This window comes from Martelella sp. AMO21009, assembly GCF_053484295.1.
In genome coordinates this window covers 57758-70988 of the sequence record NZ_JBAKFR010000020.1, presented here as the reverse complement: position 1 = coordinate 70988, position 13231 = coordinate 57758, and the positions used below count along the sequence as shown (strand labels likewise).

Annotated in this window: 12 protein-coding genes; 8 read left to right on the top strand and 4 right to left on the bottom strand. The window is 63.4% G+C overall.

The window, feature by feature from the left end; all coding sequences use genetic code 11:
• Nucleotides 1-36 precede the first annotated feature (36 nt).
• The 8 genes from V6766_RS18495 (at nt 37) to V6766_RS18460 (ending at nt 9224) form a co-directional block, all read left to right on the top strand.
• Nucleotides 37-771, top strand: a complete 735-nt coding sequence (locus V6766_RS18495) for a class II aldolase/adducin family protein (protein WP_448469020.1) — start codon at nt 37-39, stop codon at nt 769-771.
• A 95-nt stretch (nt 772-866) separates the two neighbouring features.
• A complete protein-coding gene (locus tag V6766_RS18490) occupies nt 867-2480 on the top strand; it encodes a GMC family oxidoreductase (RefSeq protein ID WP_448469018.1) in 1614 nt (537 codons plus the stop codon).
• 74 nt (nt 2481-2554) lie between these two features.
• Complete coding sequence (locus tag V6766_RS18485) at nt 2555-3499, top strand: TAXI family TRAP transporter solute-binding subunit (protein ID WP_448469016.1); 945 nt, start codon at nt 2555-2557, stop codon at nt 3497-3499.
• Between the two features lie 27 nt (nt 3500-3526).
• On the top strand, nt 3527-5458 hold the full coding sequence (locus V6766_RS18480) for a TRAP transporter permease (protein ID WP_448469014.1): 1932 nt from the start codon (nt 3527-3529) through the stop codon (nt 5456-5458).
• Nucleotides 5459-5483: 25 nt separating this feature from the next.
• The gene (gene fhmpcd1, locus V6766_RS18475) at nt 5484-6404 is read left to right on the top strand and encodes a 5-formyl-3-hydroxy-2-methylpyridine 4-carboxylate 5-dehydrogenase (RefSeq protein ID WP_448469012.1); all 921 of its coding nucleotides are present in this window, start codon (nt 5484-5486) and stop codon (nt 6402-6404) included.
• On the top strand, nt 6401-6934 hold the full coding sequence (locus V6766_RS18470; protein ID WP_448469010.1) for a TRAP transporter small permease: 534 nt from the start codon (nt 6401-6403) through the stop codon (nt 6932-6934). The genes fhmpcd1 and V6766_RS18470 overlap by 4 nt, the downstream gene beginning before the upstream one ends.
• Complete coding sequence (locus V6766_RS18465; RefSeq protein WP_448469008.1) at nt 6931-8202, top strand: TRAP transporter large permease; 1272 nt, start codon at nt 6931-6933, stop codon at nt 8200-8202. The genes V6766_RS18470 and V6766_RS18465 overlap by 4 nt, the downstream gene beginning before the upstream one ends.
• Before the next feature lie 14 nt (nt 8203-8216).
• The gene (locus V6766_RS18460) at nt 8217-9224 is read left to right on the top strand and encodes a TRAP transporter substrate-binding protein (protein WP_448469006.1); all 1008 of its coding nucleotides are present in this window, start codon (nt 8217-8219) and stop codon (nt 9222-9224) included.
• Nucleotides 9225-9464: 240 nt separating this feature from the next.
• Here V6766_RS18460 and V6766_RS18455 read toward each other — a convergent pair whose 3' ends face one another.
• From V6766_RS18455 to V6766_RS18440, 4 genes are read right to left on the bottom strand one after another with little or no spacing between them, the layout of a single operon-like run.
• Nucleotides 9465-10418: an ABC transporter substrate-binding protein gene (locus V6766_RS18455; protein ID WP_448469004.1), complete on the bottom strand. Its 954-nt coding sequence runs from the start codon at nt 10416-10418 to the stop codon at nt 9465-9467.
• Nucleotides 10419-10476: 58 nt separating this feature from the next.
• Nucleotides 10477-11250, bottom strand: a complete 774-nt coding sequence (locus V6766_RS18450; protein ID WP_448469002.1) for an ABC transporter ATP-binding protein — start codon at nt 11248-11250, stop codon at nt 10477-10479.
• Between the two features lie 26 nt (nt 11251-11276).
• Nucleotides 11277-12053: an ABC transporter permease gene (locus tag V6766_RS18445; protein WP_448469000.1), complete on the bottom strand. Its 777-nt coding sequence runs from the start codon at nt 12051-12053 to the stop codon at nt 11277-11279.
• Nucleotides 12046-12843 (bottom strand): ABC transporter permease, encoded by a 798-nt coding sequence (locus V6766_RS18440; protein WP_448468998.1) that lies wholly within the window; start codon nt 12841-12843, stop codon nt 12046-12048. The genes V6766_RS18445 and V6766_RS18440 overlap by 8 nt, the downstream gene beginning before the upstream one ends.
• Nucleotides 12844-13231 lie beyond the last annotated feature (388 nt).

Here is a 13231-nt window from a genome sequence, read left to right as displayed (position 1 = left end):
CACGCCGGGACCGCCCCTCCAGAGGAAACCTGAACAATGTCTGATACGAGAACAGCACGCGAAACCGCGATCCAGGAACTGGTGATGGCCACCCGGATTCTGGTGAACGAGGGCATCATGGATGTCTTCGGTCATATCAGCGCCCGCGACCCGGAAAACCCGAACCAGTTCCTGCTGCCGCAAAAGCTTGCGCCCAACACGATCACGCCCTCCGACATCCAGACCCTGACGCTCGATGGCGAGACGACGGACAACCGTCCCTCCTATCTGGAGCGCTATATCCACAGCGAGATCTACAAGGCCCGTCCGGATGTGATGTGCGTTCTGCACACGCATTCGCCCGCCGTTCTGCCCTTCAGCTTCATCGATACGCCGCTGCGCCCGGTCACCCATATGGGCGCCTTCCTTGGCGAATCCGTGCCGGTCTACGAAATCCGCGACAAGCAGGGTGAAAACACCGACCTGTTCGGCGGCAGTCCAGAAGTCTGCGCCGAAATCGCAGAAAGCCTCGGCCAGTCGGCAGCCGTGATCATGGCCCGCCATGGCGTGGTGAATGTCGGCAACTCGATCCGGCAAACGACCTTCCGCGCTTTCTATATGGAACAGGAAGCCAAGGCCTATACGCTCGCTCTTCAGATCGGGAAGATCAAGTTCATGACAGACGGCGAGCTCGAGGCCGCAGGCAATCTGGTCGGCGCGCAGATCAATCGCGGCTGGGACCACTGGTCGGCGGCTGTCCGCCACAAGGGTCTCGCCGAAGACCTCGACTGAGAAGCGAAGGCGGAAGGCGCGGGCTTTAAGCCGCTGCGCCTTCCGCTCCTCAACATACGCAAAGACGGATCGGGCCGATCGCAAGGAAGAACGCCATGTCGCACGCTGAAACCTATGACTACGTCATCGTCGGAGCCGGCTCCGCGGGCTGCGTGCTGGCCAACCGCCTGACCGAAGACCCCTCCGTTACTGTCCTGCTGCTGGAGGCCGGCGGCTGGGATCGCGATCCGATGATCCACATCCCGCTCGGCTGGGGCAAGATCCTCACCGAACGGCGTCATGACTGGATGTATTTCTGCGAGCCGGAGGACAATGTCGGCGGTCGCGCCGTGGAATGCGCCCGCGGCAAGGTGATCGGCGGCTCCTCCTCCACCAATGCCATGGCCTATGTGCGCGGCAATCGCGGCGATTACGATCGCTGGGCGGCGAGCGGGCTGACCGAATGGTCCTATGAAAAGACCCTGCCCTATTTCAAGAAGACCGAAAGCTGGGAAGGCGGGGAAACCGCGTTTCGCGGCGGCTCCGGCCCTCTGTCCACCCAGCGCTGCCGATACCAGGACCCGCTGACGGATGCCGTCGCCGAAGCCAGCCGCGCAGCGGGCTATCCGCAGACCGAGGACTACAACGGCGAAACCCAGGAAGGGTTCAGCCGCCTGCAGATGACGATCGGCAATGGCCGGCGCGCCTCCACCGCCAACGCCTATCTCAGGCCGGCGATGAAGCGGAAGAACCTCACCGTTCTGACCCAGGCCATGGCGAAGAACATCACCTTCGAGGGCAGCCGCGCCACCGGCCTCGTCTTCGACCACAATGGCGGCGAACGCCGCGTGACCGCCAACCGCGAAGTGCTGCTTTCGGGCGGCGTCATCAACACGCCCCAGTTGATGATGCTTTCGGGTATCGGCGCGGGCGACGAATTGCAGGCACAGGGGATTGAGACCAGGGTCAACCTTCCCGCCGTCGGCAAGAACCTGCAGGATCACGTCTCGGTGCTGATCATGCACCACCGCAAGACGCCCGGCCCCTTCCTGCACAAGATGCGCGCTGACAGGATCATGGTCGATTTTGCCAGGACCTATCTGACGGGCAAAGGGCTCTCCGGCGACGTGCCCGGCGGCGTCGTCGCCTTTCTCAAGAGCGATGAAAGCCGGCCGCTCCCCGACATCCAGCTCCTGTTCACCGCAGCGCCGCTCGCGGCATGGCCGTGGTTCAAGCCGTTCAAGCAACCTTTCCGCGATGGCTTTGCCACCCGCATCGTCGCGGTGCAGCCCGAAAGCCGTGGCTCCGTCAAACTCGCACCCGCCGATCCCCTCGCCGCCCCGCTCATCCACCAGAACTTCCTGGCCGCCGAGAACGACTGGAAGTCGCTGCGCGCGGGCTTCCGCGTCGGACGCGCGCTTGCAGCCCAGCCCGCCATGGCCAGCTTTATCGAAACCGAATTCTTCCCCGGCGCCAAATGCCAGAGCGACGAGGAGATCGACGAGCATATCCGCAAGACCTCGATCACCGTGCATCACCCCGCCGGCACCTGCCGCATGGGCGCGGACGACGCCTCCGTCGTCGATCCCGAACTCAAGGTTCGCGGCATAACCGGGCTTCGCGTCGTCGACGCCTCGGTGATGCCGGACCTTCCCTGCGGCAACATCAACGCCGCCGTCATCATGATCGCCGAAAAGGCGGCAGACCTCATCAAGGCCAGCCAGACATGACCCGCTAGAACCAACGACCACGGGACAAGAAGCGAAAACGCCGGTCCGGTCGCAAAACACAGAGGTGAACGAAAATGAAATTCAGAACTTTCGCAGCCGGCGTGCTGCTTACGGCATGCTCTTTCGGCTCCGCCGCTCTCGCCCAGGACCTGCGCTTCGGTTCCGGCCAGCAGGGCTCCCAGAACTATGGCGTGAACGCCGCGCTCGCTCAGGCGATCGGTACGAATACCGGTATGAACGTGACCGTCCAGTCGTTCGGCGGCGCGACCGCTTTCGTTCCCCTCATCAATGCCGGAGAACTCGATATCGCTGCACTTGTCACCCCTGATGCCGGCGATGCCATTCGCGGAAATGGCCCCTTCAAGGGTATGGCGCAGGATAATATCGCGCTGGTCGCCGCGCTGCTTCCAAGTCCGGTCGGACTGATGGTGCGCGCCGATTCCGGGATCGAAACAATTGCCGATCTCAAGGGCAAGCGCATGGCCTGGGGCGTTCCCGCGCAGGCAAGCCTGCTGCCCTACTTCGAAGGCGCGCTCGCCAATGGCGGCCTGACCCCCGACGACGTCACCACCGTTCCGGTCTCGAGCGTACGCACGGGCGTCGAGGCGCTGGTGAACGGTGATGTCGACGCCACGCTGTTCGCGCTGCGCGCGGGCGCTGTGGTCGAGGCGGACTCGGCGCTCGGTGGCATCGCCTGGCTGCCCTTCGATGACAGCGCGGAAGCGGTCGAGCGCATGAATGCCGTCGCACCCGAAGCCTATATCTACGATGTCGCGGCCGATGCCGGTGTCGTCGGCGCGCCGGAAGCGTTCAAGACGATGGCCTATGACTACGTCCTCGTGGCCCGCAAGGACCTCGATCCGGCGGTGGTCTCCGATATCGCGGAGATGATCAACGCCGATCCGGCAGGCATCGCCGCCTCCAACCCGATCCTTGGCGCCATGTCTGAAGACACCGTGTCGCGGGTCTATACGAAGCTGCCCTATCACGAGGGAGCAAAGGTATCGGATACGGAATGATCAGGTTCCAGTCGCTGGGCTGACATCATGACCAACCAACACGATACATCTTCCAAGCCTGTCACCAGCGCCCCGACGGCAAATGTCGGGGCGAAGGCGGCCGGCTTCCTGCTGGTCGCGATCTCGCTGGCGTGGATCCTCAACCTGCCCATGCTGGTCAAGGTGCCGCTCTATAACGAGCAGCCTCTGGCCTGCGCCGTCGGGCTGTCGCTCGCCGTGACGGCCTTCCTGCTGGGCGATCGGGCGCACGGCTCGCTCCGCCTTGCGGCCTATCTCGCCGGCTGCGTGCTGCTGGCAATCATGCTCACCATCGCCTGGCGCTACCCGCAGCTGACGATCCTGGCCGTGATGCGCCCGCTCTGGCTGACCATGAGCGCCTATGCCGTGATTGGCGGGCTCGGCTTCCTGGTCTGGCGCTATGTCGGCCTGCCCATTGTCCTGATTGTTGAGCTGTTTTCCCTGCTCGCCCTGTTCGGCAGTCCGTTCGGCATTCCCGAAACCCCGGTCAATCGCTGGGCGATCTACATGCTCACCGATCCGAACGCGCTTCTCGGTACGCCGGTACAGGTCGCCGTCGAAATCGTCATTCCCTTTGTGCTCTTCGGTGAACTTCTTCGCCATTCAGGCGGCAGCGACTTCCTGACACGCATCAGCTTCGCGATCTTCGGCCGCTATCGCGGCGGCAGCGCCAAGGCCGCCGTCGGCACCTCGGCCCTTTTCGGCACGATCACTGGCAACGCCGTCTCCAATGTCGTCTCCACCGGGATCATGACGATCCCGCTGATGAAACGCGCCGGCCTCAGCCCCTCGACCGCCTCTGCCGTTGAAGCTGCAGCCTCCACTGGCGGCCAGCTTTTGCCGCCCGTCATGGGCGCGGCCGCCTTTGTCATGGCCGACTATATCCAGGTGCCCTATCACGACGTGATCATCGCAGCCGCGCTTCCCGCAGCGCTTTATTTCGGCGCGATCTTCCTCCAGGTCGATCGGCTGGCCGCCCGCTCCGATGTACGCGAGATCGACAAGGGCGAGCGCATGACCGTGCGCGCGGCTTTTGCCGAAGGCGGGCATTTCGCGCTGCCGTTCATCGTCATGTTCTTCGTTCTCTTCAATCTCCAGACACGCCCGCAGATGGCGGCCATTGCGGCCATCATCGCGCTGGTTCTGGTTAGCGTCGTCCGCCCCTATCGCGGTGTGCGCCTCAGTCCCCGCATAATGCTGCGCGTGGTGGTCGATACCGGGATGTCGGTCGCCCCGCTGCTGCTCATCACCGCCGCCGCGGGCCTGATCATCGGCCTGATCAGCCTCACGGGCCTTGGCTTCTCCATTGCCGGCCAGGCGATTGCGCTCAGCGGCGGGCACAAGATCGTGCTTCTCATCCTCGTCGCGCTGATCGCGATCCTGTTCGGCATGGGCATGCCCACGGTCGCCGTCTATGTCGTGCTGGCCACGATCCTGGCGCCGGCCCTTCAGGATACCGGCCTCGAACCGATGCAGGCGCATCTATTCATCCTCTATTTCGGCATGATGTCGATGCTGACGCCGCCGGTGGCGCTGGCCTCGATCACCGCGGCGAGGATCGGCGGGGCCAATATGTGGCGCACCAGTTTCGAAGCGCTGAAGCTTGCCTGGGTCGCCTATCTCGTGCCGTTCCTGTTCGCCTTCTCGCCGGAGCTTCTGCTCGGCGGCACCTGGTACGGCGCGACCCTTGCCGCCCTCACCGCTTTCGGCGGCATCGCCGCTGTGTCCATGGGGGCCGCGGGCTACGCCCGCAGCGAACTCTCGCCGCCGATTCGGGCCGTCTACATCATCGCCGGACTGTGCCTGATGCTGCCGCCAGCGCTCGGCCACGCCGTCGCCATTGTCAACATCATCGCAGCCGTTCTGCTGATCGCCCTTTTAGCGACGTCTCCCGCGCGCGGGACCGCTTCCAGACAAGATGACCGGTCCGTCCGGTCGTGACCACTCAACCAGGAAAGAGAAGACCATGAAGAAAATTGCAATCATCGGGTTGGGAACCATGGGGCCGGGCATGGCGGCGCGGCTGGCGCGCGGCGGCCTCGACGTCACCGCCTACGACATCGCGCCGGCCGCGCTGGAACGCGCCTCGGCCATGATCGCGACCGCCGAGAAGGTACTCGATACGCTCGGCATTGCCGCCACGGGCGATAACCCGGTCAAGCTGACGAGCGACCTCGCCGAGGCGGTCTCCGGCGCCGATCTGGTGATCGAGAACGTTCCGGAGAAGTCCGAAATCAAGGCCAGCGTCTATCGCCAGATCGATGCGCTCATCGGCCATGACGTGATCGTCGCTTCCGATACCTCCGGCATTCCGATCACCAGCCTTCAGGAGCACATCTCCAACCCCGCCCGCATGGTCGGCATGCACTGGTCGAACCCGCCGCACATCATTCCGATGATCGAGGTGATCGCCGGCGCCCAGACCGCGCCGGAGACAAGCGAGGCGATCAAGCAGTTGATCCGCTCGCTCGGCCTGCTGCCCGTGACCGTCAAGAAGGACGTGCCGGGCTTTGTGGAAAACCGCGTGCTTTACGCGCTGTTGCGCGAAGTGATCGACCTTGTCGAACAGGGCGTGGTGGACCCGGAGGATATCGACACCTGCGTTTCCTGGGGGATCGGCTACAAGCTGGCGGTGATCGGCCCGATGGCGCTGCTGGATATGGCCGGGCTCGACATCTACAACTCCGTGTCGAGCTTCCTCAACGCTGATCTCGCCGATCGCAAGGACGTGCCGGACCTGGTCAAGGAGAAGATTGCGGCCGGCACGCTTGGCCTGAAGTCGGGCAGCGGCGTCTATGACTACACGCCGGAGAAGATCGCAGAACTGCAGAAGAGCCGCGCCCAGAAACTGGTCGCGATCCGCCGCATCCTGGAGGAGCGCCCATGAGCGACGAAGACAAGGCCGCCGCGAAACCGACAAGCGCGGGTAATATCGTCACCCGCGCGCTCCACACCGGCCTCGGCATCGTGCTGCTTGTCGTGGTCGCTATCAACGTGCTCAACGCCGGCAGCCGCTATCTTTTCGGCATCTCGCCTGTCGGGGCCGACGAGACGATGATCTACCTGATCATCTGGATCACGATGATTGCCGCAGTGCTGTCGTTCTTCGCCCGCAGCCATATCAGCGTGGACCTTCTGCCGCTCTATACGCCGAAACGCGCCCGGTATTTGTGGTATATCCTTCACGATCTCATCGCCATCTTCGCCTGCGCCTTCGCGACCCATGCGTCCTGGCTTTTCATCGTGAAGATCAACCGGATCGGCGTGAGCAGCATGGGGCTCGGCATCCCCATGACGATACCGCATGCGGCCCTGCTCTTCGGCTTCGCCGGGCTCACCATCGCGGGCGCCGTCAAGCTCGTCTTCGACATCATGGCCCTGCTACGCAAGACCAAGGCTACGGAGATCCGCCCATGATCTTCGCCTATATCGTCCTCCCCGTTCTGCTGGTCGCCATCGGCACGCCGATCTTCCTCGTCTTCCTGACGGTGGTCGCCGTCGCCATGCTGTTCTTCCTGAACATACCGCCGGTGGCGCTGCAGCAGGTGATGTTCGGCGGGCTGGACAATTTCGCCCTTCTGGCCATTCCGTTCTTCGTCTTCGCCGGCCAGCTCATGAGCTCCAGCGGCATCGCCAACCGGCTGATTGCCTGGGCGATGGCCATGGTGGGACGGGTTCCGGGCAGTCTCGGGGTCTCCACCGTCGCCGCCTCCACCGCGCTTGGCGCGATCTCCGGGTCGTCGGTCGCCGCCGTCGCCGCGCTCGGCCAGACGCTTTACCCGAAGCTGATTGCGGCGGGCTACGGCCAGCGCCGCGCTGGCGGCCTGCTGGCGTCGTCCGGCGCGATCGACATCGTCATCCCGCCCAGCATCGCCATGATCCTCTATGGCATGGCCGCCGAACAATCGATTCCCCGGCTTTTCATCGCCGGTATCCTGCCGGCCGTCCTCATGGCGGCGCTTCTGTCGCTGTTCGTGGTCGTGGATGCGATGCGCCGCGGCATCCCTTCGGATCATGCGTTCTCCTTCAAGGCCGCCGCCAAGGCCACCAAGGATGCCTTCTGGGCGATCCTGATGCCGGTTTTCGTGCTCGGCGGCATCTATCTCGGCGTGTTTTCGCCTTCGGAGGCGGGCGGCTTCGCCTGTTTCTACGCGATCGTGATCGGGCTCTTCGTCTACCGCTCCATGACGCTGCGCGATATCGTCAGCGCGGCCAGCAGCGCGGCGATGCTTTCCGGCCAGATCCTGATCCTGGTCGCCGCGGCAAGCGTCATCACCTGGATCGTGACGACACAGGGCGTCCCGCAGGCAATCATCGCCTGGATCAACGCGATGGAGCTTTCCGCCTTCGCCTTCCTGCTGGCGGTCAACCTCTTGCTTCTGGCGATCGGCGCCTTCCTCGATCCGACCTCCGCGATCCTCGTCTTCGCGCCGCTTCTGGTGCCGATCGCGATCTCGCTCGGCATCGACCCGATCCATTTCGGCATCATCATGACCGTCAATCTTGCAATCGGCATGTTCACGCCGCCCTTCGGTCTGAACATCTTCGTGGCGCAGCAGGTGACCGGCCTGCCCGCGCACACGCTCTACCGGGGCGTCGCCCCCTTCGTGGTGGTGCTCGTCATCGCGCTCATCGCGATCACCTATGTTCCCGCTCTATCCCTGTCGCTTGCCCAACCTCACTGAAAAGGACGCTTTCCATGATATCCAACTTTCTCAAAACGGCAGCTTTTGCCACCGCTCTCACGGTGAGCACCTTCCTCACCGCCCAGGCGCAAACCACGATGAAGCTCGCGACCGCGACCATCAACGATGTGCAGCATGAATGGATCAAGGTCTTCGCCGACGAACTGGCCGAGCGCGCCCCCGGCGCGGTGACGACCGAGATCTACCCGGCCTCCCAGCTCGGCGCGATCCCGCGCATGTCGGAGGGCGTACTTCTGGGCACGATCGAAGCCTTCACCACACCGACATCCTTCATGTCGAACGTCGATCCGCGCTTCCAGGCCTTCGACGTGCCGGGCCTGTTCACTTCGCCGGAAGATGTGCATGCGGCGCTTCACGACCCGGAATACCGCGATCACCTGGAAACCATGTTTCTCGACAAGGGCCTCCGCGTGATCGGCGCGATCTACAATTCGCCGACCGTGCTGTTCACCATGGAAGACGCCAAGACGCTGGAGGACGTCAAGGGTCTCAAGATCCGCACCTTCGCCTCGCCGCTCCAGATCGAGCCGATGGAGCAGCTCGGCGCGATCCCGCTGCCGCTGGCGCTTTCCGAAGTGATCCCGCAGCTCCAGTCCGGCGGCCTCGACGGCATGCTGGTGGGCGTGCCGATCCTCACCGCGTTCAAATATTACGACGTCGGCAAATACATCCTCGACCTGCATTTCGCCGAAGTGGTCTCCGTCACCGTCGTCAATGAGGACTGGTTCCAGATGCAGAGCGAAGACACCAAGGCCGCCATCATCGAAGCCGGTCGTGCCGCCGAGGAAGCGGTCTACCCCTGGGGCGTCGAAAACGTAGACCGTTCCTACGCCACCTGGACCGAAAACGGCGGCGTCATCACCCAGCTGCCGCCGGAAGAACAGACCCAGATGGAAGAAGGCTTCGCCACGCTTGCAGCCGAACTGCTGGAAGGCCAGCCGGAAGTGAAGGCCGAATATGAAAGGCTCCACGACCTGGTTGAAGCATCCAAGGCCCAGTAAAAGCCAATCTCACGGAAAACTGCATGTTCCCACGCCCCGAGCACGCAAGCCGTGCCCGGGGCTTTTTGTTGCGCGGCGGCGAGACCAGTCGCCCCTTTCGACGGTCCTGCCTTCGGCCACCCGGCGACCGGTGCGCCATATGAAAATGGCCGGGGTTTCTCACCCCGGCCATTGCGGCACGGACCAGTATGCCTTTTCAGCTTTTGAAAGGTAGGCAGCGCACCCGCCCCGAAACGTCTCTTAATTGGCTGGCGTCCAGACCAGATCTTCCAGATCCGTTTCCGCGCCCAGCATGCCCTCGACCGAGGCGGCATCGACCCAGAACTGCATCTCGTTCGGATCGACGTCGGTATCCCAGACGCCGAGCTCCATGCTCTGCACGACCGCCGGCGGGATCTTGGTGTTGGCGGCAATCGTGTCACGCGCGATCTTCGGATCGCCGTTGAAATCGTCGATCGCCTTGTCGATCGCATCGACGAAGGCGACGGTCAGCTCTTCGTTTTCCTCGATCCATGGCGTCATCGCCACCACGCCCGACAGCACCGCAGGCGACTTCACCTCGGTAAAAAAATGTCCGAGAACCGTGGCGCCATCGGCTTCGGCAAGCGTCACGAAGGGCTCCACGGCCCCCACCACCGTCACCGAACCGGAGCGGGCGGAGGCGATCATTTCGGGAAAGGGAATTTCCTGGAACTGGACGGTGTCAAGATCGACGCCCGCATCGCGCAGCCACGCCCGCATCATGGTCCAGTCGGTATTGTAGCTGAGATTGGTCGCCACCGACTTGCCCGCAAGATCGGCGGGACCCTTGATCTCGGGATCGAAGGTCAGCGCCGCGTGGACCGGACTTTCCTCGGTCTGTGCGAAATTGAACGACACATAGGTCGCCGGGATGCCGGCATTGCGGGCGTTGAGCACGCCAAGCGCATCGGAAATGCCGAATTGCAGGCTGCCGGATTGAAGCGCGGGAATAATCTCGCCGCCGCCCGCCATGGTCACGAGTTCGACCTCGAGACCTGCGTCGGCGAAATAGCCGGCATCGCGGGCCCGCCACAGATAGGCATAGACGCCGACGGGAATATAGCCGACGCGGACCTTGGTCAGGTCCTGCGCTACGGCAGGCTGCGGCAGGGTCGACATCGCGGTCACGGCCATCGCGGCCGAAACGATCAGTGTTTTCAAAGTTTTATACATCGATTTGTTCTCTCTCTGGTGAAGTTTTTCTGATCTTCTTTTTGTTATTGGGGGCGGCTCAGACAGCCGCCCCGGCTTGCCGACGCACCGATGTGTAAACATGGTGACGCAGTTCGAGGAAACGCGGGCTCTCCTTGGTGGCGAGTTGATCGCGCGGTTTGGGAAGATCGACGATCACCTCCTCCACTACGCGTGCGGGCCGGGTCGACAGAACCACGACGCGATCGCCCATGAACACCGCCTCGTCGATGTCATGGGTGACCAGAAGCGCGGAAATGCCGCGTTCGGCGACCAGTTTCATCAACAGGTCCTGAAGGTCGATCCGGGTCTGGGCATCCACCGAGGCAAAGGGTTCGTCGAGCAACAGCAGCCCCGGCGAGGACACCAGCGAACGCGCCAGCGCGCAGCGTTGCTGCATGCCGCCCGATATCTGCCAGGGGTGAAGATCGGCGGCATGGGAAAGACCGACGGCATCGATCGCGTCATCCACCATCGCCGCCTTCTTTGCCCGATCCCGTTCGCGCAACCCGAAACCGACATTTCCGCGTACGGTGAGCCATGGAAACAGGCTGCGATTATAGTCCTGGAACACGATCGACAGCCATTCCGGCGGCCGGGTGAAGCTTTCGCCCCGGTGCGAGACGCCGCCGGCATCCGGCCTCATCAGGCCCGACAGACAGCGCAGAAGCGTGGTCTTTCCGCAGCCGGAGGGGCCGACCACCGACAGAAATTCGCCTTCTGTCTGGGCGAAATCGACGCCGCCGAGGACCGGAGTCGGGTTGCCGGCATAGGCCTTGGTCAAATTCTCGGCTTTCAGGAGTTCAGTGCCCATCGTCGTTTCCGTCCGTGTCAAAGGTGTCATTTTGCGCCCTCTCTCCAACCGATGTGCCAGCGCAGCACCCGGCGCTCCACGGCGAGAAGCGCCAGTGTGAGGACGATGCTGATCGTGCCGATGGCGAGAACGCCGCCGTAGACCTTCGCGCTCTGGAACAGGCGTTGCGCGCGCAACATCGCCACCCCGATCCCGTTGGTCGCGGCCATGAGTTCGGAAATGATCATCATGATCAGCGCCATGCCGAGCGCGATGCGCAGGCCCGCAAAGATCGCCGGCAGGGTCGCGGGCAGTATCACGCGGCAGGAAACCATTACCGGTTTCAGCCCCTCGATCTTCGCCACATCGAGCAGAAGCGGCTCGATCCGCCTCGTGCCATCGAGCGTGGCAAGCAGCACGGGAAAGAAAGACCCGAAGGCAATGATGAAAATCCGCATGCCGTCGGTCGGCCCGAGGATCACAAGCGCGCCGGGAAGAATGGCGACCGCGGGAATGAAGCGCAGGAATTCGAGCGTCGGACGCGTCCAGTCGATGAGGCCGCGCGCCTGTCCCAGCGCCAGCCCGAACACGACACCAAGCCCGGCGCCGATCCCGAAGCCGGCAAGCAGGCGATACAGGCTGGGCCAGGTCGCCTGCGTGAGAAGCGGCGCCTGGAAATAGGAAAGCCATGCCTCGATGATCGGGCCGATCCGCGGCAGATAGGGCGCGGGATGGGCGATCGCGGCCCATTGCCAAACAGCCACGAGGAGCGCGATGAACAGCCCCTGTACGAACAGGATCGTCAGTTTTTGGCGATCAGGCAAGATGCTCTCCACTCCATGGAAACAGAGCGCGTTCGATGCGCAGGAAGACCATGTTGATCGCCTGCCCCATGATCCCGGCGCAAAACACCACCGCCCACATTTCCGCGGTCTGCCCGGAAAGCCGCGCGGCCTGCAGCACCGCGCCCAGTCCCGGCCGGCCGGTCAAAAGTTCCACGGTGATCGACAGCGCCAGCGCCACGGAGGCGGCGATCCGGGTTCCGGTGGCAATCGATGGCAAGGCGGCGGGAAGCACGATGCGCAGGATCCGGCCCGCCTGCCCGAGGCCCCAGACCCGGCCGACATCGAAATAGCGCGGATCGATGGCCTCCACGCCCTGGCGCGCGGCAAACAGGATCGGCCAGATACTGGCAAAGGTAATCAGCGAGACCTGCATCGCGACACCGATCCCGAGCGCCATCAAGGCCACCGGGATGAGCGCGACGGACGGGATCGGCCGCAGGAATTCCAAGGTCGGCCGGCTCGCCCGTTCCAGCCAGGGAACGAGCGCTAGAAGAATGCCGAGCGCTGTCCCGAGCACCAGGGCGACGGCCATGCCGATCGCCCACGACAACAGGGTCTGAAGCGCCGCGAGAATGAGCGTGCCGTTGGCAACCTGCACGACGAAGGAGCGAAGAATGGCGACGACCGACGGCAGATCGCGCGGGTCGACCACCCCGCTCAGCCGGAGCATTTCCCAGAAGACCACCAGCGCCAGCGCCCCGACCAGCCCCTTGGCCGCCTTGCCGATCTGCCATCCCCGGCGGGAGCCGGGCAAGCCGACATCAGCCATGAGGCCATTCCCCGGCCCGGGGGTAAGACACGTAGAATGCGGACTGGACCAAAACAAACTCCTTCAGAATTCAACCTTTGATGTTGCACGAGAAGGGTCGCCGCGTTCACGACTCTTGTTGGTTGCGGAAGTCTATCCGAGGATCATAAGATATTCATATTATAAATTTGTATTACAATTTTAATTCTGTCAACGTTTGACATCGTCGACAGCATCGAACGTCTGAAGAGGCAGGTTCAGCGGGAGGCAAGCCATCCCGGCGAGCGCCAGGATGGCTGCGAATATACTTGATCGGCAAGGCAACACGCCGGCCGGAGCGCTCGTCCCTGAAACTGGAAATGCCGGTTTCGCTGCGCGCCCACGCGCTTCAGACCGTCAGCAGGGCTGA